Below are 24,157 nucleotides of genomic sequence, written 5' to 3'. Positions count from 1 at the left end.
TTCACCGCGAACAACCCCAACGCACTAGACAGGGACGAGGCCGGATCGGGATCGAACCGGCCGACCGGAAACGAATTCACGTCCAATACATCAGGGGGAGTTACGCAGATGAAGAACACCAAGTTCACCCGGATCGGGGTCGTGGTGGCGGGGGCCGCTGCGGTCGTCGGCTCCGTGGCACTGGCGGGCACGGCCTCGGCGGCCACGGCGGCGCCGACCGTGCACGAGCACATCGTCTTCCCGAGCCAGGGCGGCGTCCAGCCGGACCACGTCTCGAGCTTCGTGACCACCTACCACGACAGCAACCGGTGGACGGCCAACGTGCGCGTCGACTCCGGCCGCAGCGGCGCCGTGACCCGCTGCTCGGACGGCAGCGTCCGGTACGGGCCGCTGCAGAACCCGGGTTACTGGATCTTCGGCGGGAACTGCTCCGGCGCGGGCACGCTCACCGCATTCGGCTGGTACAGCGGGTGATCCGCTGACCATCGGCGAACCGAGGGCCCTCTCCGCACGGGGAGGGCCCTCCCACCGTGGGCCGAAAGGGTCACGGCGATTTCCTGCCAGCGCCCACCCGGTCGTGCTTCCTACGCTCGGCTCGTGCAAACCGAAATCACCGCGCCGGTCGCGGGACTCGTCCGGGGCCCGGTGGTCGGGTTCATCTCGCTCGCCGCGGCGGTCGGCACCGCGGCCGTCTACCCGTTGCAGCCCGCCATCGCCGAGGTCGGTGGCGCGCTGGGCACTTCGCTCGCCTCGGTGGGCGTGGCGCTGGCCTGCGGCCCGATCGGCTACCTGTGCGGGCTGGCCCTGCTGGTCCCGCTCGTCGACCAGTTTTCCTCGCGCTACGTGCTTTCCGCGCAGTTCGGCGCGCTCGCCGCGGCGCTGGCGCTGAACGCGGCGGTCGGCCAAGTCTGGCTGCTCGGCCTGGTGCTCGGCGTGGTCGGCGCCTGCTCGTCGGTCGGCGCCGGGCTGAGTTCGGTGGTCGGCAGGCTGGCGGTCCCGGACCGGCGGGCCACCTCGCTGGGCATCGTCACGGCGGGGATCTCGGCCGGGATTCTCGCCGGCCGGATCGCCGGCGGCTGGCTGGCCGACCTGATCGGCTGGCGGGGGATGCTGGGGGTCTTCGCCGGCGCGTGCGCGGCCATCGCCGTCACCGTGCTGTTCGTGCTTCCCCCGGTTCGCGGCTCGACCGGTCGCGGCTACCTCGCCACGCTGCGCTCGATCCCCGGCCTCTACCTGCGGCACTCCGCTCTGCGCCTCGCCGCGGCACGGGGAGCCCTCTGGTTCTTCGCGTTCTGCGCGGTTTGGGGCGGGCTCGCGGTCGCCTTGTCGAAGCCGCCTTACTCGTACTCCGCGGAACGCATCGGGTTGTACGCCTTCGCCGGAATCCTGGGGATCGCCGCCACCCGGGTCGCGGGCGCGTGGACCGATCGCGTGGGCGCCCGCCGGGTGATCCTCTGCGGCTTGTGCCTCGCCGGCCTCGCCGCCGTCCTGCTCGCCTTCACCCTTTCCGGCACCGTGTCGACGCTGATCGGCCTGGCCCTGTTCGACGCGGGCCTGTTCGCCGCCCAGGTCGCGAACCAGAGCACGGTGCTCGCCATCGAGCCGAACGCACCGGCGAGGTTCAACAGCGCGTACATGATCGTCTACTTCGCCGGGGGAAGCCTCGGCACGGCTTTCGGCGCGGCCGCGGTCGAGCGGGCCGGCTGGACGGTGACCGCCCTCGTCACGGCGGGGGTGATCACGATCGCGGCGGTCGTCACCCTGATCAGGCGGACGCGGCCGGGGCCGCCGGGAAGTCCATGGTGATCCGCAGCCCGCCGCCGTCGGGGAGGTCCAGCCGGAGGTCGCCGCCGGAGTGGCGGACGATCTCGCGGACGATGGCCAGGCCGAGGCCCGAGCCGGGGACGTTCTGGTGGGCGCCGCTGCGCCAGAAGCGGTCCATCGCGCGCTCCAGCTCGTCCGGGCGCAGGCCGGGGCCGTGGTCGCGGACCGCCAGCGTGACGCGGTCGCCTTCGCGGGCCGCCGAGACGAGCACCGACGTGCCGGGGGCGGTGAACTTGAAAGCGTTGTCCAGCAACGCGTCCAGGATCACCTCGAAGCCGCGCGGCGGGACCGGCACCCGCACTCCGGCGGCGTCGCCGGCGGTCTCCAGGGTCACGTCGCGGGCCGCGCCGACCACCGTCCAATCCGCGACGCGGTCGGCGATCACCGCGCCGAGGTCCGTGGCCACCAGCTCGCCGCCCGAGGCCTCCGCTCGGGCCATCGAAAGCAGCTCGTCGAGGATCTGGTGCAGCCGCCCGGCGTCGACGCGGGCGGCGTCGAGGTCGGCGGCCGCGGCCTCGTCGCCGACCTGGCCCTCGAGGTTGCCGAGCCGGATCTTCAACGCTGTCAACGGGTTCCGCAGCTGATGCGAGGCGTCCGCGACGAACGCGCGCTGCGCGGCCAGCGCTTCCGAAACGCTCGCGGCCATCCGGTCGAACGACCGGCCGAGCTGGCGCAGCTCCGGCGGGCCGCCGCTCTCCCCCACCGGCTCCGCCGTCCGGCCGCTGACCACCGACGCCACGAGCGCGCCGGTCGCCTCGTCGAGCCGCCGCACCGGCCGCAGCGTCCAGCGCACCACCGGCAGGGCCACCAGCAGCGCCAGCCCGAACGCGACGACCGCGCCCGCCGCCAGCACCAGCCACTGCCACAGCAGCTCCGTGCGCACGTGCTCGGTGGAAGACTCCGTGACGACGGCGCCGCGCACCTCGCCGTCGATGAGGATCGGCTCGGCCAGCACCAGCGGCGCGGTCTCCCACGGCAGCAGCATCGAGCCGGGCAGCGGGTGCCGCCCGGCGAGCGCCTCGTTCGCCGGGCCCTCGATCGCGCGCGAGTCGATCCGCTCCGCGTCCGTCCCGCCGAGCGAGCTGAGCACGGCGACGTTGTCCTGGTTCACCACCACGACCTGCACGCCGTACACCTCGGTGTAGCGGCGCAGCTCCGGCTCCAGCAGCCCGGGCTGGTTGTCCAGCAGCGGCCGTTGCGCGAGCGACGCGAACCGCGCGGTGTCGGTCAGACGGTCGAGGAAGAGGTCCTGCTGCTTGCTGCCCGCCATGCTCAGCGCGAGCGGGATGCCCAGGCCGAACACCAGCAGCGCGACGAGCGTGACCACGATCCCCTGGAGGCGGACGCGCACGGCTCAGCCCCGCCCGCCGAGGCGGTAGCCGACGCCGCGGACGGTCTCGATCAGCGCCGGGCGGCCCAGCTTCGTGCGCAGCGTGGCCACGTGCACGTCGAGGGAACGGCTCTCCGCCGCGCCCCGGTGGCCCCACACCTCGGTGAGCACGTGGTCGCGCGAGCACACCGTGCCGCGCGCGCCCGCCACCAGGGCGAGCACCTGGAACTCCTTGCGGGACAGGGCGATCGACTGCCCGTCCACGAGCACCTCGTGCCGGGCCAGGTCGATCCGCACGTCGCCGACCTCGATCACCGGAGACGGCCCGGGCGCGCCGGCCCGCTCGACGCGGCGGCGCCGCACGGCCTCCACCCGCGCCAGCAGCTCCTCGACGTCGTAGGGCTTCACCAGGTAGTCGTCGGCGCCGGCGCGCAGGCCCTGCACCCGGTCGTCGACCTCGCCGCGGGCCGACACCACGATCACCGCGACGTCGCTGACCGCGCGGATCTGGCGGCACAGCACCACGCCGTCGACGTCGGGCAGCCCCAGGTCGAGCAGCACGACGTCCACCTCGTGCACCCGGTCGAGCACCCCGGCCCCGGACGCCAGCCGTTGCATGACCAGCCCGCGCCGGGTCAGCGCGGGCACCAGCGCGCCCGCGACCCGGTCGTCGTCCTCCACCAGCAGCACCCGCACCGCTCGCCTCCCCGGTGATCCAGCCCACGGTAGCCGGGAACTCTAGGGGCCCGCCGCGCGCGAGCGCGAAACGCCTGCCGCGAACTACCCTGGGTGACACGCCGGTGCCGATCCGACCGGGCGGCGCCCGTCGTTTTGGCTAGGCTGAGCAGCGTCAGACCGATTCGGGCCCGGCCGGGCGGGGCGGCGAGCCGATACCTACTTGAAACCCTAAGTATTGCTCAAGCGGCCTTTACAAAAGGGCCTTCGAGGGTAGGTTTCCGCCATCAACGTGGGATCCGGGTCCCGCGGCAGCAGGTATGAGGAGCTCTGGAGGCCAGATGACCACGGAGGTGGCGGCGCCGATGATCAAGGCGGCCGCCGTGAACAAGTACTTCGGCGACCTGCACGTGCTCAAGGAGATCACCCTCGAGGTCCCGCGTGGCCAGGTCGTGGTGGTGCTGGGGCCGTCCGGGTCGGGCAAGTCGACGCTGTGCCGCGCGATCAACCGGCTGGAGCCGATCAACTCCGGCGAGATCGCGGTGGACGGCGTCGCGCTGCCGGCCGAGGGCAAGGCGCTGGCCGCGCTGCGCGCCGACGTCGGCATGGTGTTCCAGTCGTTCAACCTCTTCGCGCACAAGACGATCCTCGAGAACGTCATGCTCGCGCCGGTGAAGGTGCGCAAGACCGCCGGTGCCGAAGCGCGCAAGACCGCGATGGAGCTGCTGGAGCGGGTCGGCATCGCCAACCAGGCCGACAAGTACCCGGCGCAGCTGTCGGGCGGCCAGCAGCAGCGCGTGGCGATCGCCCGCGCGCTCGCGATGCGCCCGAAGGTGATGCTGTTCGACGAGCCGACCTCGGCGCTGGACCCGGAAATGGTCCAGGAGGTGCTGGACGTGATGACCGGCCTGGCCAAGGACGGCATGACGATGCTCGTGGTCACCCACGAAATGGGCTTCGCGCGCCGGGCCGCCGACCGCGTCATCTTCATGGCGGACGGCGAGATCGTCGAGGACACCACGCCGGAGGAGTTCTTCACCAAGCCCAAGAGCGACCGGGCGAAGGACTTCCTCGGCAAGATCCTCACCCACTGAGCCACCGAACCCGACCGACCACTGACCCACCGGCGCCTTCACCGGCCCGGCCCCGGAGCGGCAGCGACCCTGGCCGTACCGACGACAGATACAGGAGACACTCAGATGAGGATCCGCACCCTCGCGGTGGGCCTGCTCGCCGGCAGCCTGCTGCTCACGGCCTGCGGCAAGCAAGGCACCCCGGCGAGCCCCGGCGGCGACGCCGCCGGCACGAACACGGCGGCCCTGCCGACCTACACCGTCGCGCAGAACGTCGACCTGGCGGGCTCGCCGGTGTTCGCCAAGATCAAGGCGGCGGGCGGCATCACCATCGGGGTCAAGGACGACCAGCCGGGCCTCGGCTTCAAGGACCCGACCACGGGCAAGTTCGGCGGCTTCGACATCGAGATCGCCCGGATGGTGTCCGCGGGCCTCGGCTTCAGCGAGGACAAGATCAAGTACACGACGGTCGACTCGGCCGCGCGTGAGCAGGCGATCGCGAACGGGCAGGTCGACCTCTACGTCGGCACCTACACGATCACCGACAAGCGCAAGGCGCTCGTCTCCTTCGCCGGCCCGTACTTCCAGGCCGGCCAGGGCCTGCTGGTCCGCGCCGACGACAACTCGATCACCGGCCCGCAGACGCTGAAGGGCAAGAAGGTCTGCTCGGTCACCGGGTCGACCCCGATCCAGCGGGTCCGCGACCAGGGCCTGACCGAGCCGGGCAACATCGTCGAGTTCCAGAAGTACTCGCAGTGCATCGACAAGCTGCAGAGCAAGGACGTCGACGCCCTCACCACCGACGACGCGATCCTCAAGGGCTACGCGTCCCAGGACAAGACCCTGAAGGTCGTCGGCCAGCCGTTCTCGCAGGAGCCCTACGGCGTCGGCCTGAACAAGGACGACAAGGTGCTGCGGGACAAGATCGACGACCTGCTGCAGGCCAGCCTGGACGACGGCACCTGGCAGAAGATCTACGACGCCACCCTCGGCAAGTCCGGCGCGACCGCGACCAAGCCGACGATCGTCAAGTACTGACCCGGTAAGCGGCCGGTGGACGGGGCTCTCCCGGCCACCGGCCGCTTGACATCCACCACCAGCCCACGGACGCGGGGAAGGGCCCATGGACGTCCTGCTCAACAATCTGGACCTGTTCGGTCCGTTCTTCCTCACCACGATCGAGCTGTTCGCGATCGCCGCGGTCGGCAGCCTGGTCTTCGGCACGATCCTGGCGATGCTTCGGGTGAGCCCGGTCCCGGTGTTCCGCGCGATCGGCACGACGTACGTGACGATCGTCCGCAACACACCGCTGACCCTGGTGTTCGCCTTCTTCGTCTTCGCCTACCCGCTGCTGGACATCGTCAAGATCAGCTACTTCACCGCGGCCGTGGTCTCGCTGACGGTGTACACGTCGGCGTTCATCTGCGAGGTCGTGCGCTCGGGCATCAACACGGTGCCGGTCGGCCAGGCGGAGGCGGGTCGCGCGCTCGGCCTCAACTTCGGCCAGATCCTCGGTCAGGTGGTGCTGCCGCAGGCCTTGCGGTCGGTCGTGCCGCCGCTGATCAGCACCCTGATCGCGCTGCTGAAGAACAGCACGATCGCCGGCGGGTTCTCGGTGGCCGAGGCCGGCGCGATCCGGAGTTACATCTCCGAGCGCGGTGACAACCAGATGGTCGCCCTGCTGTGGGTGGCCCTCGGCTTCATCATCCTGGTCGCCGTGCTGTCCTTCGTGCAGCGCAATCTCGAGAAGCGCTGGAGCGTGGCCCGATGAACAACGTGCTCTTCGACGTCCCCGGGCCCAAGGCGAAGGCGCGGCACCGGCTGTACGCGGTGATCGGCATCCTCGTGGTGCTGGCGCTGATCGCGTTCGTCGTCTACAGCTTCTACGACAGCGGGCAGTTCGCCGGCCAGAAGTGGGAGTGGCTGCAGTACGCGCAGGTCCAGTCGGACCTCGCGAACGCGGTGGTGGCGACCCTCAAGGCGTTCGCGCTGGGCGCGGTGTTCGCGCTGATCTTCGGCGCGGTCTTCGCGGCCGGGCGGCTGTCCGACCACGCCTGGGTCCGCGGCATCTCCACGGCGATCGTCGAGTTCTTCCGCGCGATCCCGTTGCTGATCCTGATGTTCCTGTTCTACTACGGCCTGCCGACGCTGGGCGCCGACACTTCGCCGCTGTTCGCCGTGGTGCTCGGCTTGACGCTGTACAACGGCTCGGTGCTCGCGGAGGTCTTCCGCGCGGGCATCAACTCGCTGCCGAAGGGGCAGGCCGAAGCGGCGTACGCGCTGGGCATGCGCAAGACCCAGGTGATGTTCACGGTCCTGCTGCCGCAGGCGATCCGCGCGATGCTGCCGACGATCATCAGCCAGCTGGTGGTGCTGCTGAAGGACACCGCGCTCGGCTTCCTGGTGACCTACCCGGAGCTGCTCTACTACGCGCGTTACATCGGCTCGCAGGGGGTGTTCGCCCGGCCGATCGTGCCGTCGACCATCGTGGCGGCGGCGATCTACATCGCCATGTGCCTGCTGCTGACCGCGCTCGCGACGTACCTGGAGCGGCGCAACCGGCGGAGCAAGAAGCACATCGAGCCGACGGACCGCAAGGCCGAGCAGGTCGTGCTCGGCAACGCCGCGGGCGGTGCGGGCTTCTCGGGCACCTAGGCCTGAGCCCACGATCGTCGAGAAGCCCCCGGTGGTTCGTCCACCGGGGGCTTCTTCCGTCTCGGCCCTGTCGCACCCGGGTGGTGATGGCTAACGTCGGCCTCGCGGATCCCGAGCCGCGAGGAGCAGCCGTGGCCGACCAGCGTTACGAAGAGGCCAAGCGGATCCCTGCCGGGCGCGCGGAGACGGCCACCGTGCTGGCCGCCGTCGGGGACCTGTCCCGCCGCTCGGTGCTGGACGTCGGCTGCGGCGCCGGCTTCCACCCCCGGCTGTTCCGCTCCGCCGGCGCGTCGCGGGTCTTCGGCGTGGACGCGGCGCGCACGTTGATCGGGTACGCCCAGCGCCAGGAGGAGCGCGATCCGCTGGGCATCTCGTACGAGGTGCACGACGCGTTGGCGCTGCCGGTGATCGGCGCGTTCGACGTGGTCACCGCCCTCGGACTGATCGGTTACGCGCCGGGTGCCGCCGCGCTGGACACCATGCTGGCCGGCCTGGCGGCGAACGTCCGGTCCGGCGGGCGGCTGGTCCTCCTGCACCCCGACCCGGACGCCGACTGGACCGCTCTGGCGGACCACACGCGCTACGGCCTGACCGTGACCCGACACGACGTCGTCGACGGCCGCACGCGCACGACCGTCCACTTGGCGACCGAACCGCCGTGGGAGTTCGAGTCGTTCGTCTGGCCGCCGGGCGTGGTGGAGGCGGCGCTGGCCCGGACGGGGCTGAGCGCCGTCCACCGCCAGACCGTCGTGACTCCTCCCGGAGACGAGGGCTTTTGGCGGCCCCTGCGGGAAAACCCGACTTTCGCGGTGCTGACGGCCACGCGTCCCTAGGCGGTTTTCACTTCGGGCTGCGCTCTGCCGGTACTCCGCCGCCCCGCGTTCGTCTTCCAGCTTGGGATGCGGTGAGTTGTTGTAGTGAAAACTGCTCGACGGCTGGACCGCGGTCTTCCGCCCGGACCGGATCCCGGGTCGTGTCCTTCAGCCGGTCGAGCTCGTACTCATACGCCTCGGCGTCGCCGCTGGAGTTCACCCCGTAGCCAGCCGTTCTCCCCCCGCGCGGCTTCGAGTTCCTTCTCCGGCTCGCCTCCCGCGTGGAGCCGACATCCCTGATGGAGTCGGCCGCGCGAAAGGTCCTGTTACCGGGAAGCGATCATGGCAACTGATCGGTCTCCTTGCGGGCCACCAGAATCCCGAGCACTCCCAGCAGTACGAGCAGCGCCAGCAGCAACGCCGCCCACATCGTGACGTGCAATTGCAGCAGGCCGCCCGCGAAGGCGCCCAGCAGCATGGCCGCGACGGCCGCCAGCTGGCGGACCGGGCGGGCCCCCTGGCCGCCCGCGGCCTTGGAGTCGGCGGCCAGGCCGGTGAGGGTGCGGGTGAGCACGGTGGTCGTCAGGTCCGGGATGTCGATGCGGCGCACGGCGGCGTTCTGCAGGCCCATCGCCAGGCCGAGCACGACGATCAGCAGCTCGCTGCCCAGCCGGCCGCCCGCGCCGAGCGTCGCCGCGAGGACGACCGACACGGCCACCAGCCCGGTCTGCACCGTGGTCGAGTGCCGCAGCAGGCGGTGGCCGCGGTCCTCGATGCGGCTGATGAGCCGTCCGCCGGCCAGCGCGCCGAGCAGGAACGCCAGCACCGCCGTCACCGACGCGACCACCGAAAGCGACGCCTCGCCCGCCGCGGCGAACCCCAGGAACACGACGTTGCCCGTCATGTTCGCGACGAACACCCGCCCCAGCCCCAGAAAACTCACGGCGTCGACGACCCCGGTGACGAACGTCAGCGTCAGCAGCAGCCAGACGAGGTCCCGCGGCGGGGGCGGCTTCGAAGCGGTCACCCCAGCAGTACAGCACCAACGGCCGCGGTCCACCCGGCGAGTCACGGTCCTTCGGCGGTCAGCGCGGCCGACACGGCCCGGGTCCGCGCCGGGCGCCCCAGCACATCGGTGCTGTCCACCCACTGGTCCACCGCGCCGACGCTCCCCGGCGCGAGCGCGTCGGCGAACCGGCCGGCGGCCGGCACCCGGAACGGACGGCTGTGGAAACCCCGGACCCGCGGGTCGAGCGGCTCCGTCAGGCCCAGGTCGTTGTGTTGCACCGCAACGGTTTCGTACGCGGATACCAGGAACTCTTCCCGCTCGAGCCACGTCTTCGCGGCCAGCGCGCCGGTGAGTGCGGGCGTCAGCTCACGCGCTCCGGGCAGGCGGGCGAACGCGCTGCCCAGCCACTTGCTGTACGGCGGGTACTGCCGGGCCATCAGCAGGCACAGCCGCATGAGGTCGCGCACGAGCCGGGCGGCAACGACCGCCGAGCCCAGCTCGTCCCCGGCCTCGCCGCAGCGGCCGACGAACGCCTCCTCCTGCGCGATCCGCCGCCACTGCCCGGAAAGCACCTCCCGCCAGACGTCGTCGGGGTACCAGCCCAGCCGGCGGCGCACGGAACCCAGCCGCGCGAGCCCGTCGTGGAAGACGGCGCCGCCGGTCACCTCCGCGAGCGCCTGCGTGGGCGTGGCCAGCCAGTCGGCGCGGGTGACGCCGTGCAGCGGGTCGAAGCCGAGGCGCCCGGACAGCCAGCCGCCCAGATCGGCGACGACCACGCCGTGCCGGAGCGGGCCGTCGGCCGGCGCCATCCGCCGGGTCGGGTCGCCTTCGTTGTCCGCGAAGTGCGTGGAGTAGCCCAGGAATTCGCGTGGCAGCTCTCGGGCCAGCAGCTCGTCGAGCGCCGGTTCGGGCTCCTGCGGGAACAGCAGCAGCCGCGGCCCCCAGTCGTGGTCGGCGGACCGCGCGCTGTCGAAGCCGAGCACCTCCGAACCGGGCCCGATCAACGCCGCCGAATGCACCAGTCCGGGACGGTGCCGGTCCAGCAGCGGCCGGACCGCCTCGGCGTAGAAGCGCCGCGAGAGTTCGAGACCGGGTACGAAGTCCACAGTGTCCACGGCGCCGAGTCTGCCGATCCGGCTGCCCCACCGCGACCACATTTCAGCCTGTCACGAGGCGTCCTTGCTGCCAGACCGCGCGGACGCGGCCGGCAAGATCCGTCACGTCCACCTCAGCTCCGTGCAGCAACAGGAGATCCGCGCGCAGGCCGGGTTCGATCCGGCCGCGGTCGTTGAGGCGTAGCAAACGGGCCGCTTCGCTCGTGGCCGCCCGCACCGCGCCGGCCGGGCCCAGGCCGGCTTCGGACAGCAGCCGCAGCTCGGTCGTCAAGTCGACATGGGGCCGGGGTGCGAGGTCGGAGCCCGCCGCGATCGGGACGCCCGCCGCCCGGGCGAGATCCAGTGAACGCCGGTGCGCACGGCGCAGGTCCGGGTCGCCGTCCGCGGGCGCGAGGGTGGGCACGTACCAGCAGCCGCTCTCGCGCATCGCCGTGACCGCGGCTTCGTCGAGGAACACCCCGTGCTCGATGCTGCGCGCCCCGGCGCGGGCGGCGGCCGCGGCCGAGCGTGTGGTGTGCGCGTGCGCCATCACATCGCGGCCGCAGCGGCCGGCCTCGTCCACCACGGCGTGCAGCTCCGCGTCGGTCGGCTCGACGCTGCGGCCCTCGCGGATCGAGGCCAGCGCGCCGCTCGCGCCGAGCTTGATCCAGTCCGCGCCGGCCCGCACCATGCGCCGCACCGCCGCGCGCGCCTCGTCCGGCCCGTCGAACACGCTGTCCGGCAGCGACGGGTCCGCGATCCGGTCCTCCCGCCCGGCGTCGGCGGCCCACCAGTCGCCGAGCCCGCCGGTCGGCGACAGCTGCCGCAGGCTGACGAGCAGGTCCGGCCCGGTGATCCAGCCCTCGCGCAGCGCGTGCCGGAACCCGGCGTCCGCTCCCCAGGCGTCGCGCACCGTCGTCACCCCGCGGGCCAGCAGTCCACTGAGGACGGAAACCGCCTCGAGGACCCGGGCACTGCGCGGCAGCGGTTCCGCACGGGGGAACGCGACGTGCACGTGACAGTCGATCAGGCCGGGCAGCAGCAGCCCGCCGTTGCCGTCAAAGGGATCAGGGCCGTCCACATCGGATCCGACGGCCTCGATCACCCCCTCGCGGACGAGCACGTTCGCGCGATCGGTCACACCGCGTTCGACGTCCATTACGGACACGTTGGTAATGAGCACGAGCCCACCTTAACGAAACATCAAGCAAAGCCGAGGGCCCTTCGTATCCCTCCGTCATTTGCCCTGCTCGTGGGTTTTTTTCCACCCAGGCCGTGCATTCCGGCACAGCGGCTGCAATACTCGGGCCAGGCCGTTGATCATGAACGGCCGCTACTGGGAGATCTGGGGAAAGAGTGAACATGATGAACAGTGTCGTGGAAAAGCGTGCGCCCAAACGCGCCCGTATCGCTTCCGTCGTCGCGGCGTTCGCGGTGACCTCGCTGCTTTCGGCGGGCTTCGCGGCGGCACCGGCGTCGGCGGCGCCCAGCAGCGCCATGTGGCTGTGCAGCGGCACCGCGTCCGGGATCGTCGGGAAATGGGGCCCGGTCTCGAAGAAGTGCTCGTACACCAGTCCGGCCAGCGGCTGGAGCGGCAAGCTGCGCGTCTACTGGAGCGTGCAGGAGAGCACCAACCAGTCCGCGTGCGTCGAGGCCCGGATGGGCAAGGCCGTTCACCCGGACGCTTGGCAGTCGGTCAGCTGCGGCACCAAGGGCACGGGCACGATCAAGTGGCCGTCGAACACGGCGTCCATGCTGGAAGTCCGCGTGAAGGCCAACCCCACCGCACTGGCCGCGAACGTCGACTACCACATCTGACGGGCATCTGATCCGGGGCGGGGCTCAGCCGAGCTCCGCCCCGGCCAGCTCGATCGTCTCCTCCGCCAGCGCGGCCAGACCGGGTTCCCGGGCGACGGCCGCGCGGGCCAGCCGCGTGACGTCGTCAGTCCACTGCCCGCTCGCCGAATCGGCCACGCCGATCCGGGCGAACCCGCGGTCCAGCAGGCCCCGCGCGTCCTCGAACCGCCCGCGTGCCACGGCTTTCACCGTGCCCAGCGCGTTGGCCAGCGCACTCGCCGGGCGGGACCACTCGTCGTCCCGTGCGGGCGCCACCGGCTCGTCCCGGCTCGGGTCCACGGGCGCGGATGCCTCGCGCACAGCGAGGTCGAGCCGCCAGAACAACGGCACTCCGGCGAACCGCACGAACAACAGCCGCCGCACGGGCGAGTGCAAGAAGTCCGGCGAGGTGCGCACCGCGGCGACCGGCCGGACCCGTTCCAGCACCGAGCGCGCCCGGGCGACACAGGCATCGAGCCGACCGTCCGGGACCACCCACTCGACGTCGATATCGCTGTAGGCGTCAGCGGTCCCGGCCGCGAGCGAGCCGAGCAATCCCGCGCGAGAACCGGGACCGGCCGCGGTCAGCGCCGCGATCACCGCCCCAGCCAGCTCGTCCCGCGCCGGCGTCACCGATCGCGGCGGAAGAGCTTGTTGCCGAGCCAGACGATCGGGTCGTACTTCTGGTCGGCGACCCGCTCCTTCATCGGGATCAGCGCGTTGTCGGTGATGTGGATGCCTTCCGGGCACACCTCGGTGCAGCACTTGGTGATGTTGCACAGGCCGAGGCCGTGCTCCTCCTGCGCGGCGTCGCGGCGGTCGGCGACGTCGAGCGGGTGCATCTCCAGCTCGGCGATCCGCATCAGGTACCGCGGCCCGGCGAAGTTCTCCTTGTTCTCCTCGTGATCGCGCACCACGTGGCAGGTGTTCTGGCACAGGAAGCACTCGATGCACTTGCGGAACTCCTGCGAGCGCTCGACGTCCACCTGCTGCATCCGGTACTCGCCCGGCTTCAGGTCCTTCGGCGGCGTGAACGACGGGATCTCCCGCGCCTTGGCGTAGTTGAAGGACACGTCGGTGACCAGGTCGCGGATCACCGGGAAGGTGCGCAGCGGCGTGACGGTGACGACCTCGTCCTCGGTGAACGTGGACATGCGGGTCATGCACAGCAGCCGCGGCTTGCCGTTGATCTCCGCCGAGCACGAGCCGCACTTGCCCGCCTTGCAGTTCCAGCGCACGGCGAGGTCCGAGACCTGAGTGGCCTGCAGGCGGTGGATGATGTCGAGCACCACCTCGCCCTCGTTCACCTCGACCTTGAAGTCCTGCAGCTCGCCGGCGGTGTCGTCGCCGCGCCAGACCCGGAAACTGGCCTTGTAACTCACGAGTCCCTCCCGGGGTGGCTCTGGAGCTCGCCGTCGGTGTAGTACTTGCCCAGCTCATCGAGCTCGAACAGCTCCAGCAGGTCCTGGCGCAGCGGGAGCTGCTCTTCCACCACCACGTCGACGTCCGGCACCGTCGGGTTGTCACCCGCGACGGCGGAGCAGACCAGCAGCTTGTGCCGCCACTCCGCGTCCATGCCCGGGTAGTCGTCACGCGTGTGGCCGCCGCGGCTCTCGGTGCGGGTGAGCGCCGCGCGGGCCACGCATTCGCTGACCAGCAGCATGTTGCGCAGGTCGACGGCGAGGTGCCAGCCCGGGTTGAACTGCCGGTGCCCCTCCACCGTCACGCGCAGGATCCGCCGCCGGATCTCGCCGAGCTTCTCCAGCGCCTGCCGGATCTCGCCGGCCTTGCGGATGATGCCGACCAGGTCGTTCATCGACTGCTGCAGCTCGGTGTGCAGGGTGTACGGGTTCTCGGCGACCCCCTCTTCGGGCGGGTCGAAAGGCGCCAGCGCCATCTTCGCCGCGGCGTCCACATCGGACTCCCCGACCTTCGGCCTGCTCTCGCCGAGCCCGCCGACGTACGCCGCCGCGCCCAGCCCGGCCCGGCGGCCGAACACCAGCAGGTCGGACAGCGAGTTGCCGCCGAGCCGGTTGGAGCCGTGCATGCCGCCGGAGCACTCGCCCGCCGCGAACAGGCCCGGCACGCTCGCCGCGCCGGTGTCCGGGTCGACCTCGATGCCGCCCATCACGTAGTGGCAGGTGGGGCCGACCTCCATGGCCTCCTTGGTGATGTCGACGTCGGCCAGCTCCTTGAACTGGTGGTACATCGACGGCAGCCGGCGCTTGATCTCCTCGGCCGGGAGCCGGCTCGCGATGTCGAGGAACACCCCGCCGTGCGGCGAGCCGCGGCCCTCCTTGACCTCCGAGTTGATCGCGCGCGCGACCTCGTCCCGCGGCAGCAGGTCCGGCGTGCGGCGGTTGTTGTCCGCGTCGGCGTACCAGCGGTCGGCCTCCTCGACGCTGTCCGCGTACTGGCCCTTGAACACGTCCGGCACGTAACCGAACATGAACCGCTCGTCGTCGGAGTTCTTCAGCACGCCGCCGTCGCCGCGGACGCCCTCGGTCACGAGGATGCCCTTCACGCTCGGCGGCCAGACCATCCCGGTGGGGTGGAACTGGACGAACTCCATGTTGATCAGCTTCGCGCCCGCGCGCAGGGCCAGCGCGTGACCGTCGCCGGTGTACTCCCACGAGTTCGACGTGACCTTGAACGACTTGCCGATGCCGCCCGTCGCGAGCACCACGGCGGGCGCGTCGAACAGCACGAACCGGCCGCTCTCGCGCCAGTAGCCGAACGCGCCGGCCACCGCGCCGCCGTCGAGCAGCAGCTCGGTCACGGTGCACTCGGCGAAGACCTTGATCCTCGCCTCGTAGTCGCCGAACTTCGCGAAATCCTCCTGCTGCAGCGAAACGATCTTCTGCTGCATCGTGCGGATCAGCTCGAGCCCGGTCCGGTCGCCGACGTGCGCCAGCCGCGGGTAGGTGTGCCCGCCGAAGTTGCGCTGGCTGATCCGGCCGTCGGCGGTGCGGTCGAACAGCGCGCCGTAGGTCTCCAGCTCCCAGACCCGGTCCGGCGCCTCCTTGGCGTGCAGCTCGGCCATCCGCCAGTTGTTCAGGAACTTCCCGCCGCGCATGGTGTCGCGGAAGTGCACCTGCCAGTTGTCATTGGAGTTCGCGTTGCCCATCGACGCCGCGCAGCCGCCTTCGGCCATCACGGTGTGGGCCTTGCCGAACAGGGACTTGCACACCACCGCGACGCTGTAACCCTGTTCGCGCGCTTCGATCACCGCGCGCAGACCGGCGCCGCCGGCACCGATCACCACCACGTCGTAGCTGTGCCGTTCGACCTCGGTCATGAATAGAGCCACCTCGAGAGCTGCTGGAACGCCATTGTTCTTCGTTACTGCCGGTTTCGCCGACCGCCGGTGCGGATGCCGACGCTAGCCCACGAAACGCAGGTCCGCGATGGCCCCGCTCGACACGAGCATCACGTAGAGGTCGGTCAGCACCAGGGTGCCGAGCGTCGTCCACGCGAGGGCCATGTGGCGGGTGTTGAGTTTCGAGACCTTCGTCCACACCCAGTACCGCACCGGATGCTTCGAGAAGTGCTTGAGCCTGCCGCCGGTCACGTGCCGGCACGAATGGCAGGACAGCGTGTACGCCCACAGCAGCACCACGTTCGCGACGATGATGATGTTGCCGAGCCCGAAGCCGAAACCGCTCGGGCTGCGGAACGCCATGATCGCGTCGTAGGTGTTGACCAGCGAGACGATCGTCGCCACGTAGAAGAAGTAGCGGTGCACGTTCTGGATGATCAGCGGCAGCCGCGTCTCCCCCGAATACCGCGCGTGCGGCTCGGCGACCGCGCACGCCGGCGGCGAGAACCAGACCGAGCGGTAGTAGGCCTTGCGGTAGTAGTAACAGGTCAGCCGGAAGCCGAGCAGGAACGGCAGCACCAGCGCCCCGAGCGGGAGCCAGCTCGGGAAAGCGCCGAACCAATGCCCGAAGTGGCTCGAGCCGGCGACGCAGGACGTGGAGACACAGGGCGAGTAGAACGGCGTCAGGTAGTGGTAATCGGGCACCCAGTAGGCGGTGCGCACGAACGCCCGGACCGTCGCGTAAACGATGAAAGTGGCCAGCCCCAGCACAGTGAGCAGGGGCTGCAGCCACCATCGGTCGGTCCGCAGGGTCCGGTCGGCGATCCGGGCCCGGCCCGGTGCGCGGACACCGGTGCCCTCCCGGCTGACGTCGTTCTCAGCGTCCTTGGCGGGAGCGCTCACCGCTGGTCGCGCTTGTAGCCGCCGACACCCTCGTCGTCGGCGCCTTGCCACAGCGCCGGGTCGTACGGGGTATCCGGCACCGGGACGCGTTCGGCGGGTTTCGCCTGGGCCGGCACGGCAGGCGGGTGCCCGTCCAGGTCGGCGGTGTCGATGTCGAGCCGCTCGACGTCGTTGGCCAGCCGGCGAACGGCCGACGCGTCGCCGTACCGGGAGCGCAGGGCGCCCACGCACTGCCGTAGCTGGCCGATGGTGCGCCGTAGTTCGGCGAGTTCGGTGGTGGTGGACATCGGGAACCTCCTTCTCCTGCGCTGACAGGACCGGGGTGACGATCACGCCGCCACCTACGACTCTGCCCCGCTGTGTGCACTGTGACAAGTAGCACATCCACTAGGCCGAGCGTGATCGGGCTCACCTCTAGGGGTTTTCTGAATCGATTTTGATTAGGCGGCTCCGACCGGCTACCGTGGCTGACGTCACGTTCCTGCGACGCCAGAGCTGCCGTCCCGCGGACCCCCCACCACCAGTGAGCCGGGAGCCGGACATGAACAGCATCCCGAACCTGCCCGCCGAACAGACCCCCGTGCACCCCGTCGTCGCCGAAGTGACCGCCCGCATCGTGGAGCGCAGTGCGGCGACGCGTGGGGCTTATCTCGAACGCAGCGCCGCGGCGCACGACGAAGGACCGGTCCGCCGCGGCCTGGCCTGCAGCAACCTCGCGCACGGTTTCGCCGCGATGGACGGCGTCGACAAGGCCGCGCTGCGCGAAGCCCGCGCGCCGGGCGTCGCGATCGTTTCCTCTTACAACGACATGCTTTCCGCGCACCAGCCGATGCAGGAGTACCCGGCCTGGCTGAAGAAGTCGGTGCGCGAGGCCGGCGGCGTCGCCCAGTTCGCCGGCGGCGTGCCCGCGATGTGCGACGGGATCACGCAGGGCCGCCCGGGCATGGAGCTGTCGCTCTTCAGCCGCGAGGTGATCGCGATGGCGACGGCGATCGCGTTGTCGCACGACATGTTCGACGCCTCGCTCCTGCTGGGCGTGTGCGACAAGATCGTGCCGGGCCTGCTGGCCGGCGCGCTGTCCTTCGGGCACCTGCCGGCGATCCTCGTGCCCGCGGGGCCGATGAACTCCGGCCTGCCGAACAAGGAAAAGGCCCGCGTGCGGCAGCTGTACGCCGAGGGTCTCGCGTCGCGCGAAGACCTTCTCGACGCCGAAGCGGCTTCGTACCACTCCGCGGGAACCTGCACGTTCTACGGCACCGCCAACTCGAACCAGATGGTGGTCGAGGTGATGGGCCTGCACCTGCCCGGCGCCAGCTTCGTCCAGCCGAATTCGGCGCTGCGTCGAGCGTTGACCGAGGAGGCCGGACGGCGCGTGGTCCGGCTGTCGCGCGGCGAGTCGTACACGCCGATTTCCCTGGTGCTGGACGAAAAAGCGCTCGTCAACGGCGTCATCGCGCTGCTGGCCACGGGCGGCTCGACCAACCACACGATGCACCTGGTCTCGATCGCCGCCGCGGCGGGCATCCAGCTGACCTGGGACGACTTCTCGGACCTGTCCGCGGTGGTGCCGCTGCTGGCGCGGGTGTACCCGAACGGCAGCGCGGACATCAACCACTTCCACGCCGCCGGCGGCATCCAGTTCCTGGTGGGCACGCTGCTCGACGCGGGGCTGCTGCACGAGGACGTGCACACCGTCGCCGGATTCGGGCTGCGCCGCTACACCCAGGAGCCGATCCTGTCCGAAAGCGAGCTGGTGTGGCGTGACGTGCCCACCCGCAGCCTCGACGAGGACGTGCTGCGCCCGGTGTGGCGGCCGTTCGCCCCGGACGGCGGGCTGCGGATGGTCGCGGGCAACCTCGGCCGGGCGGTGACCAAGGTTTCGGCCGTGGCGCCGGAGCACCGCGTGGTGCAGGCGCCGGCGCGGGTGTTCACGTCGCAGGAGGCGTTCAAGGCGGCGTTCGAGGCCGGCGAGCTGGACCGTGACGTGGTGGTCGTGCTGCGGCAGCAGGGCCCGCAGGCCAACGGGATGCCGGAGCTACACGGCCTCACGCCGGCGCTCGGCGTGCTGATGGACCGGGGTCACCGGGTGGCGTTGCTCACCGACGGCCGCATGTCGGGTGCCTCGGGCAAGATCCCGGCGGCGATCCAGGTGACGCCGGAAGCCGCCGTGGGCGGGCCGATCGGCCGGATCGCCGACGGCGACGTGATCCGCCTCGACGCCCGTTCCGGCACACTGGACGTGCTGGTCGGCGCCGACGAACTCGCCGGCCGCGAGCTGGTGGACGCGCCCCCGTCCGAGGCATCCTGGACCGGCACCGGGCGGGAGTTGTTCGGGGCGCTGCGCCGGGCGGTGGGTCCCGCCGACCAGGGCGCGAGCGTCTTCGGGGCGCTCACGCCGGAGCTGGACCTGTTCCGCGGGGTCCAGGGTCCGCCGCCCCGCGGCCGTGGCCCGGGGTTCGGTCCCGGAGAATTCGACCTGCCCGCTTTGGAAACCGCTTTGGAAACCCAGGAGGTCGGTCAGTGACCACCGGCACGGACCTGCTCGAGCTGTCCCCCGTGATGCCCGTCGTGGTGATCGACGACGTCGATGACGCGGTGCCCACCGCCCGCGCCCTGCTCGCCGGCGGCATCAGGGTGATCGAGCTGACCCTGCGCACACCCGTCGCGCTCGCCGCGATCGAGCGCGTGGCCACGGAGGTGCCGGGCATCGTGATCGGCGCCGGCACCGTGACCAGCGCCGGCCAGGCCAAGCAGGCCGCCGACGCGGGCGCGAAGTTCCTCGTGACGCCGGGCTGCACGGACACCGTCCTCGAAGCCGCCTTCGCCACCGGCCTGCCGTTCCTCCCGGGCGCCGGCACGGTGTCGGAGGCGATGCGGCTGGCCGAACGGGGCCTGACCGCGCTGAAGTTCTTCCCCGCGGAGGCCAGTGGCGGTGTGGACTACCTGAAGTCCGTCGCCGGCCCGCTGCCGTCCCTGCGCTTCTGCCCGACCGGCGGCATCACCGCGGCCACCGCCCCGGCCTACCTGGCCCTGCCGAACGTCGGCTGCATCGGCGGCTCCTGGCTGACCCCGAAGAAGTCGCTGGCCGCCAAGGACTTCGCGACGGTCGAGTCCCTCGCCGCGGAAGCCGCGAAGCTCGGCGCCTGACTTCGGGCCGCCGTTCCCCTTGGTCGGGGGGAACGGCGGTCTTCCTTACACGTCAACGAAAGCGGCTCGGTCGTGGCCGGTCATTCGATGACGGCGTCGTCCAGGATGGTGGACTCGGCGCCGTACTCGCGCAGCTCGTCGCGGATGACGGTGTAGGCCAGCCCTTGGGGATAGCCTTTGCGGCCGAGGAAGCCGAGCAGGCGCCGGATGGCCGTCTGCTCGTCGACGTTGCCCAGTGAGCCCAGGCGTTTGCGGACCAGCTCGCGGGCGCGCTGCTCCTCGGCCTCGCGGTCGACCTCGCTCGCGGCCTGGACGGCGATCTCGTCGTCAACGCCCTTACGCCGCAACTCGGCGACGAGCGCGGTGCGGGAGAGGCCCTGGTTGGCGTGCCGGGAACGGACCCAGATCTCGGCGAACTCCGCGTCGTTGATCAGCCCCGCCCGGTCCAGCTTGCCGAGCAGGGTCTCGATCGTCGCCTCGTCGAACCCCTTGCGGTGCAAGGCCTGCCGGAGCTCGTCGCCCGTGCGGGGCCGCATGGCCAGCAGATCGAAGCAGATCTCCTTGGCCTTCTTGGCCCGCTCCTCCGGCGGCAACTCCGCCGGATCCACCTTCGGCGCCCTCGCCACAACCGCTCCCCTCACTGGAACTCAGGCAACGCCACCCACCCACGATGGGCAGCCCCGCAAACCACCCCGCCCCGCACCCACCGCCCGCAACGACCGCGATCGCGACCGCACCACGAACCGCAACCACCACCGGGGGTCCAGGGGGCTCGCCCCCTGGCGGGGGTTCGGGGGTTCGACCCCCGAAGAACACCGGTCGGGCAGCCGCAGGTGAGCGTGTTCCGCGAACACACTCCACCCACTACCCGACCGACCCGCCCTCAGAAGTCGACGGGGGCGGGCACCGCTTCGACGGCTGCGACCTCGGCGTCGAGCTGCGCGCCGATGCCCAGCTTCTCCTTGATCCGCTTCTCGATCTCGTTGGCGATGTCCGGGTTGTCGAGCAGGAACTTCCGCGCGTTCTCCTTGCCCTGGCCGAGCTGGTCGCCCTCGTAGGTGTACCAGGCGCCGGACTTGCGCAGGATGCCCTGGTCGACGCCCATGTCGATGAGCGAGCCCTCGCGGGAGATGCCGTGGCCGTAGAGGATGTCGAACTCGGCCTGCTTGAAGGGCGGCGCGACCTTGTTCTTGACGACCTTCACCCGGGTGCGGTTGCCGACCGGCTCGCCGCCGTCCTTGAGGGTCTCGATGCGGCGCACGTCGAGGCGGACCGAGGCGTAGAACTTGAGCGCCTTGCCACCGGTCGTCGTCTCCGGGGAGCCGAACATGACGCCGATCTTCTCGCGCAGCTGGTTGATGAAGATCGCGGTGGTGCCGGAGTTGTTCATCGCACCGGTCATCTTCCGCAGCGCCTGGCTCATCAGGCGGGCCTGGAGGCCGACGTGGTTGTCACCCATCTCGCCCTCGATCTCGGCGCGCGGCACGAGCGCGGCGACCGAGTCGATGACCAGGATGTCGAGCGCGCCCGAGCGGATCAGCATGTCCGCGATCTCCAGCGCCTGCTCACCGGTGTCCGGCTGGGAGACCAGCAGCGCGTCGGTGTCCACGCCGAGCTTCTTGGCGTACTCCGGGTCCAGCGCGTGCTCCGCGTCGATGAACGCCGCGATGCCGCCGTTCCGCTGCGCGTTGGCCACCGAGTGCAGGGCGACGGTCGTCTTACCGGAGGACTCCGGGCCGTAGATCTCGACGACCCGGCCCCGCGGCAGCCCGCCGATCCCGAGCGCGACGTCGAGCGCGATCGCCCCGGTCGGGATCACGGCGATGGGGGCGCGGCCCTCTTCGCCGAGGCGCATCACGGAGCCCTTGCCGTACTGCTTGTCGATCTGGGCCAGGGCGAGCTCGAGCGCCTTGTCCTTGTCGGGTGCTGCTGGTGCCATGGGAAGTCCACCTCGCTGGTTGGGCCTGTGGGGCTTGTTCGGTTGTCCAGATCAAGCTCTGTTCGGTCCGACGCTACGGGCAGGGACCGACAATTCCAGGCGCGGCGACCGATCTGTGGATCGCTGGCCCCGGTGTGCACAACACCCTAGACGAACACCTGTTCGAGGCGGGAAGCGACACGCCCTTGCGCTAGGATTTTTCGCCCGTCCGGGTCGACGTGGCGAAGAACCCGCAGCTCAGCGCCGCTCCGGCGGAATGTCGAAGGCGGCACACACCTCGCGCCAGATCTGCTTGGGCGGGATGCCGGAGCCCAGCGCCTGTTCGATGGTCCGGCCACCGAGCCCGCTGAACACGTGGTCGCTGGTCAGCACCGCGGCCCGGCCGGCCCCGAACTCTTCAGCCATGAGCCGTCGGAAAACCGTGATACGCATCGGCCGAATGCTAGCTCGCGCGCACCCCGGCGCAGCGAACGGCCCGTTCGCGCCGAAGCGGGCTCCGGGCTCCGCTCACTTCCCCGGCTGGACGCTCTGTTCGAAGTAGTCGGCCAGCGTGCCGGGCGTGGTCGCGGCCGCCTGGTCGCTCGAGTTCAGCTGGTAGATGAAGCCCACCAGCGGCCGGTCGGACACCGTGAACACCAGCACCGCCGAGGTCTGCCCGGCCGCGGACGAGTACCGGCCCTTGAGGCCGTTGCCCGCCCAGTCGGCCTCGGTGCGGTCGCCGCCCGCGGAACTCAGCAGCCCGTCGGTGTACTGCTTCAGCTCGTCCGCCGAAGTGCCCTGCACGTACGTCACCTGAGTGCCCGCGCGACCGGGCGCCGAGCAGGTCGACGTCGCGCCGAGGCTCTGCGCGGGCGCGGCGGGGCCGTTGCCCATGCCCGGCTTGCAGCCGCCGGTGTCGGCGATCGTCCCGGCGAGCTGGCGCATGCAGCCGGTGAGCCCGGCGGAGTCGGCCGGGCCGGGCGTCTTGCACTCGTCGGCGGTGTAGGTCTGCACCGAGGAGCTCGAGGTCAGGAAGAACGTCAGCCCCGCCGCGAGGACCACGACCACCGCCACGGCGATCCCGATCCACAGCTTCGTCCGCCCGCCCTTCTTCGGCGGCGCGGCCTGGTCGGACAGCGAGTACGTCGGGAAGTTCGACGGCGCCGGCTGCTGCTGGGGCGGAAACTGCTGCTGCGGGTAGCCGGGCCGGGGCGGGTAACCGCCCGGCACCGTGGCGACCGGCGGCGCGAACGGCGCCGACGCCCCGGCCGCGACCTGGCCCTCGACGTTCTGTGTCCGCATCGAAAGCCCGTCGCGCGCCACGTGCTGCGCGCCGAGCGCCACGGCTGTCTCCGGCTGGTCGAGGCTGCCCGGCACCACGCCGAGCTTCTCCGCGATCATCGAGCCGACCAGCGGCAGCCGGCTCGACCCGCCGACCAGGTAGATGCCGGCGAGCCGGTCCGGCGTCAGCCCGGACGAGCGGAGCGTGCGCGAAAGCAGCTCGACGCTGCGCAGCATCGCCGGGCGCACCAGGCCTTCCAGCTCGCCGCGCGTGACCAGCACGTCCTTGAACGGCTCCGGCATCGGCACCTCGGTCTGCGGGTGCCGGGACAACGCCTCCTTCGCGGCCTTCACGTCTTCTTGCAGCGCGCGCCGCGTACGGCGGTCCGCAGTGGACTCCGGGCGCAGGAGCCGTTGCCAGCGCTGCGGGTCCGAGTGCGAGACCTCCCGGCCGACGTGCACCATCAGCGCCTGGTCCACGTCGAGCCCGCCGAGGTCGGGCAGGCCGTCCTCGGCCAGCACCACGAAGCCGTTCTGGGTGGCGCCGACGACGGCGACGTCGAAGGTGCCCGCGCCGAGGTCGTAGACCGCGAGCGCCTGCCCGGGCGCCAGCGCCTTGCCGGGGAACGACGCGAAGTGCGCGGCCGCCGCGACCGGCTCGGGCACCAGCAGCACGCTCGAGCCGATGCCGGCCAGCCGGGCGGCGGACAGCAGGACGTTGCGGCGCACCGGCCCCCACTGGGCGGGATGCGTCAGCCGGACCTCGTCGGGCTGCTCGCCGCCGAGCTGGCGGGTGATCTCGTCGAGCACGCGGCGCAGGATGGCGGCCAGCGCCTCGTTCACGGGCACGACGTCGGTGCCCAGCAGCAGGGTCTGCTCGTCGATACGGCGCTTCGGGTTGGGCTCGAAGCGGGTCGGGTCCAGGCGCGCTCGGCGCTCGGCGTCGCGGCCGACCATGATCGTGCCGTCCTCGCCGGCGAAGATCGCGGAGGGCATGTTGGCCGAACCGTCCACCTCGACGACCCTCGGCGGCATGCCGTGTGCCGAAAGGACGGCGACGGTGTTGGACGTCCCGAGGTCCACCGACAGGATCCGCACAGCACTTCCCCTCGACGTAGCGGCGCTGGCGGTGATGCTCCCACGCGGGCGGTCACCGTGCGTGCGGACCCGCGAAACTCGCTCCCCCTCGATGGGCGAACGTGACGGGACCCACCGTCTCGCCACCGCGGCAGCTCGTGCGGACAGCCTGATCGGGTGCGGCCGCATCCCTCCGGCACCGCC

Annotated in this window: 24 protein-coding genes; 10 read left to right on the top strand and 14 right to left on the bottom strand. The window is 71.2% G+C overall.

All coding sequences use genetic code 11. The features are described from left to right. Positions 1-108 precede the first annotated feature (108 nt). Both BMY97_RS16205 and BMY97_RS16200 read left to right on the top strand, forming a co-directional pair. Positions 109-474 carry a hypothetical protein gene (locus BMY97_RS16205; protein ID WP_091617671.1) on the top strand — a complete coding sequence of 122 codons (366 nt, stop codon included), beginning with the start codon at positions 109-111 and terminating at the stop codon, positions 472-474. 123 nt (positions 475-597) lie between these two features. Further along, on the top strand, positions 598-1,806 hold the full coding sequence (locus BMY97_RS16200; protein WP_245787341.1) for an MFS transporter: 1,209 nt from the start codon (positions 598-600) through the stop codon (positions 1,804-1,806). On the opposite strand, the gene BMY97_RS16195 is transcribed toward BMY97_RS16200, so the two are convergent. Both BMY97_RS16195 and BMY97_RS16190 read right to left on the bottom strand, forming a co-directional pair. Beyond that, on the bottom strand, positions 1,766-3,175 hold the full coding sequence (locus BMY97_RS16195) for a sensor histidine kinase (protein ID WP_091617670.1): 1,410 nt from the start codon (positions 3,173-3,175) through the stop codon (positions 1,766-1,768). The two genes, BMY97_RS16200 and BMY97_RS16195, sit on opposite strands and share 41 nt — an antisense overlap. Before the next feature lie 3 nt (positions 3,176-3,178). Continuing rightward, positions 3,179-3,850 carry a response regulator transcription factor gene (locus BMY97_RS16190; RefSeq protein ID WP_091617669.1) on the bottom strand — a complete coding sequence of 224 codons (672 nt, stop codon included), beginning with the start codon at positions 3,848-3,850 and terminating at the stop codon, positions 3,179-3,181. 344 nt (positions 3,851-4,194) lie between these two features. Between BMY97_RS16190 and BMY97_RS16185 the strand changes: the two genes are divergently transcribed. The 5 genes from BMY97_RS16185 to BMY97_RS16165 all read left to right on the top strand — a co-directional run bounded on the left by BMY97_RS16185 (position 4,195) and on the right by BMY97_RS16165 (position 8,390). Continuing rightward, positions 4,195-4,923, top strand: a complete 729-nt coding sequence (locus BMY97_RS16185; RefSeq protein ID WP_177231390.1) for an amino acid ABC transporter ATP-binding protein — start codon at positions 4,195-4,197, stop codon at positions 4,921-4,923. Positions 4,924-5,028: 105 nt separating this feature from the next. Continuing rightward, positions 5,029-5,940, top strand: coding sequence for a glutamate ABC transporter substrate-binding protein (locus BMY97_RS16180; RefSeq protein WP_091617667.1), 912 nt, complete (start codon positions 5,029-5,031; stop codon positions 5,938-5,940). A gap of 85 nt (positions 5,941-6,025) precedes the next feature. After that, complete coding sequence (locus BMY97_RS16175; protein WP_091617666.1) at positions 6,026-6,673, top strand: amino acid ABC transporter permease; 648 nt, start codon at positions 6,026-6,028, stop codon at positions 6,671-6,673. Further along, complete coding sequence (locus tag BMY97_RS16170) at positions 6,670-7,557, top strand: amino acid ABC transporter permease (protein WP_091617665.1); 888 nt, start codon at positions 6,670-6,672, stop codon at positions 7,555-7,557. Before BMY97_RS16175 ends, BMY97_RS16170 begins: the two co-directional genes overlap by 4 nt. Before the next feature lie 131 nt (positions 7,558-7,688). Further along, the gene (locus BMY97_RS16165; protein ID WP_245787340.1) at positions 7,689-8,390 is read left to right on the top strand and encodes a class I SAM-dependent methyltransferase; all 702 of its coding nucleotides are present in this window, start codon (positions 7,689-7,691) and stop codon (positions 8,388-8,390) included. Between the two features lie 319 nt (positions 8,391-8,709). Here BMY97_RS16165 and BMY97_RS16160 read toward each other — a convergent pair whose 3' ends face one another. From BMY97_RS16160 to BMY97_RS16150, 3 genes are read right to left on the bottom strand one after another with little or no spacing between them, the layout of a single operon-like run. Continuing rightward, the gene (locus BMY97_RS16160; RefSeq protein ID WP_091617663.1) at positions 8,710-9,396 is read right to left on the bottom strand and encodes a YoaK family protein; all 687 of its coding nucleotides are present in this window, start codon (positions 9,394-9,396) and stop codon (positions 8,710-8,712) included. Positions 9,397-9,437: 41 nt separating this feature from the next. Beyond that, entirely contained in the window at positions 9,438-10,493 is a 1,056-nt protein-coding gene (locus BMY97_RS16155) for a DUF4037 domain-containing protein (protein ID WP_091617909.1), read from the bottom strand. 43 nt (positions 10,494-10,536) lie between these two features. Further along, positions 10,537-11,631, bottom strand: coding sequence for an amidohydrolase family protein (locus tag BMY97_RS16150; protein ID WP_091617662.1), 1,095 nt, complete (start codon positions 11,629-11,631; stop codon positions 10,537-10,539). Between the two features lie 203 nt (positions 11,632-11,834). Here BMY97_RS16150 and BMY97_RS16145 point away from each other — a divergent pair, with 203 nt between their 5' ends. Next, on the top strand, positions 11,835-12,290 hold the full coding sequence (locus BMY97_RS16145) for a hypothetical protein (RefSeq protein WP_091617908.1): 456 nt from the start codon (positions 11,835-11,837) through the stop codon (positions 12,288-12,290). 24 nt (positions 12,291-12,314) lie between these two features. Here the strand turns inward: BMY97_RS16145 and BMY97_RS16140 are convergent, their stop codons facing one another. The 5 genes from BMY97_RS16140 to BMY97_RS16120 form a co-directional block, all read right to left on the bottom strand. Further along, complete coding sequence (locus BMY97_RS16140) at positions 12,315-12,941, bottom strand: hypothetical protein (RefSeq protein WP_218156789.1); 627 nt, start codon at positions 12,939-12,941, stop codon at positions 12,315-12,317. Next, positions 12,938-13,690 (bottom strand): succinate dehydrogenase/fumarate reductase iron-sulfur subunit, encoded by a 753-nt coding sequence (locus BMY97_RS16135; RefSeq protein WP_091617661.1) that lies wholly within the window; start codon positions 13,688-13,690, stop codon positions 12,938-12,940. The genes BMY97_RS16140 and BMY97_RS16135 overlap by 4 nt, the downstream gene beginning before the upstream one ends. Then, entirely contained in the window at positions 13,687-15,606 is a 1,920-nt protein-coding gene (locus BMY97_RS16130; RefSeq protein ID WP_091617660.1) for a fumarate reductase/succinate dehydrogenase flavoprotein subunit, read from the bottom strand. The genes BMY97_RS16135 and BMY97_RS16130 overlap by 4 nt, the downstream gene beginning before the upstream one ends. Positions 15,607-15,690: 84 nt before the next feature. Continuing rightward, positions 15,691-16,530 carry a hypothetical protein gene (locus BMY97_RS16125; RefSeq protein ID WP_091617659.1) on the bottom strand — a complete coding sequence of 280 codons (840 nt, stop codon included), beginning with the start codon at positions 16,528-16,530 and terminating at the stop codon, positions 15,691-15,693. Then, positions 16,527-16,817: a hypothetical protein gene (locus BMY97_RS16120; RefSeq protein WP_091617658.1), complete on the bottom strand. Its 291-nt coding sequence runs from the start codon at positions 16,815-16,817 to the stop codon at positions 16,527-16,529. The genes BMY97_RS16125 and BMY97_RS16120 overlap by 4 nt, the downstream gene beginning before the upstream one ends. Before the next feature lie 254 nt (positions 16,818-17,071). Here BMY97_RS16120 and edd point away from each other — a divergent pair, with 254 nt between their 5' ends. After that, positions 17,072-19,054 (top strand): phosphogluconate dehydratase, encoded by a 1,983-nt coding sequence (gene edd / locus BMY97_RS16115; RefSeq protein ID WP_091617657.1) that lies wholly within the window; start codon positions 17,072-17,074, stop codon positions 19,052-19,054. Beyond that, a complete protein-coding gene (eda, locus tag BMY97_RS16110; protein WP_091617656.1) occupies positions 19,051-19,677 on the top strand; it encodes a bifunctional 4-hydroxy-2-oxoglutarate aldolase/2-dehydro-3-deoxy-phosphogluconate aldolase in 627 nt (208 codons plus the stop codon). Before edd ends, eda begins: the two co-directional genes overlap by 4 nt. Positions 19,678-19,757: 80 nt before the next feature. On the opposite strand, the gene BMY97_RS16105 is transcribed toward eda, so the two are convergent. The 4 genes from BMY97_RS16105 to BMY97_RS16090 form a co-directional block, all read right to left on the bottom strand. Continuing rightward, a complete protein-coding gene (locus BMY97_RS16105; RefSeq protein ID WP_091617906.1) occupies positions 19,758-20,285 on the bottom strand; it encodes a regulatory protein RecX in 528 nt (175 codons plus the stop codon). Between the two features lie 275 nt (positions 20,286-20,560). Beyond that, the gene (gene recA, locus BMY97_RS16100) at positions 20,561-21,616 is read right to left on the bottom strand and encodes a recombinase RecA (RefSeq protein ID WP_091617655.1); all 1,056 of its coding nucleotides are present in this window, start codon (positions 21,614-21,616) and stop codon (positions 20,561-20,563) included. 237 nt (positions 21,617-21,853) lie between these two features. Further along, the gene (locus BMY97_RS16095; protein ID WP_091617654.1) at positions 21,854-22,048 is read right to left on the bottom strand and encodes a DUF3046 domain-containing protein; all 195 of its coding nucleotides are present in this window, start codon (positions 22,046-22,048) and stop codon (positions 21,854-21,856) included. 75 nt (positions 22,049-22,123) lie between these two features. Then, positions 22,124-23,974, bottom strand: a complete 1,851-nt coding sequence (locus BMY97_RS16090; protein WP_091617653.1) for an Hsp70 family protein — start codon at positions 23,972-23,974, stop codon at positions 22,124-22,126. Between the last annotated feature and the right edge of the window lie 183 nt (positions 23,975-24,157).

This window comes from Amycolatopsis saalfeldensis, from assembly GCF_900110575.1.
GTDB lineage: Bacteria > Actinomycetota > Actinomycetes > Mycobacteriales > Pseudonocardiaceae > Amycolatopsis > Amycolatopsis saalfeldensis.
This window is presented reverse-complemented; position numbering and strand designations above follow the sequence as displayed.

What these genes read in the sequence shown, in the direction of transcription:
- BMY97_RS16205 (WP_091617671.1), top strand. Translation starts at nt 109, where the DNA reads ATGAAGAACACCAAGTTCACCCGGATCGGGGTCGTGGTGGCGGGGGCC.
- BMY97_RS16185 (WP_177231390.1), top strand. Translation starts at nt 4,195, where the DNA reads ATGATCAAGGCGGCCGCCGTGAACAAGTACTTCGGCGACCTGCACGTG.
- BMY97_RS16180 (WP_091617667.1), top strand. Translation starts at nt 5,029, where the DNA reads ATGAGGATCCGCACCCTCGCGGTGGGCCTGCTCGCCGGCAGCCTGCTG.
- BMY97_RS16175 (WP_091617666.1), top strand. Translation starts at nt 6,026, where the DNA reads ATGGACGTCCTGCTCAACAATCTGGACCTGTTCGGTCCGTTCTTCCTC.
- BMY97_RS16170 (WP_091617665.1), top strand. Translation starts at nt 6,670, where the DNA reads ATGAACAACGTGCTCTTCGACGTCCCCGGGCCCAAGGCGAAGGCGCGG.
- BMY97_RS16150 (WP_091617662.1), bottom strand. Translation starts at nt 11,631, where the DNA reads ATGGACGTCGAACGCGGTGTGACCGATCGCGCGAACGTGCTCGTCCGC.
- BMY97_RS16145 (WP_091617908.1), top strand. Translation starts at nt 11,835, where the DNA reads ATGATGAACAGTGTCGTGGAAAAGCGTGCGCCCAAACGCGCCCGTATC.
- BMY97_RS16130 (WP_091617660.1), bottom strand. Translation starts at nt 15,606, where the DNA reads ATGACCGAGGTCGAACGGCACAGCTACGACGTGGTGGTGATCGGTGCC.
- BMY97_RS16120 (WP_091617658.1), bottom strand. Translation starts at nt 16,817, where the DNA reads ATGTCCACCACCACCGAACTCGCCGAACTACGGCGCACCATCGGCCAG.
- edd (WP_091617657.1), top strand. Translation starts at nt 17,072, where the DNA reads ATGAACAGCATCCCGAACCTGCCCGCCGAACAGACCCCCGTGCACCCC.
- recA (WP_091617655.1), bottom strand. Translation starts at nt 21,616, where the DNA reads ATGGCACCAGCAGCACCCGACAAGGACAAGGCGCTCGAGCTCGCCCTG.
- BMY97_RS16095 (WP_091617654.1), bottom strand. Translation starts at nt 22,048, where the DNA reads ATGCGTATCACGGTTTTCCGACGGCTCATGGCTGAAGAGTTCGGGGCC.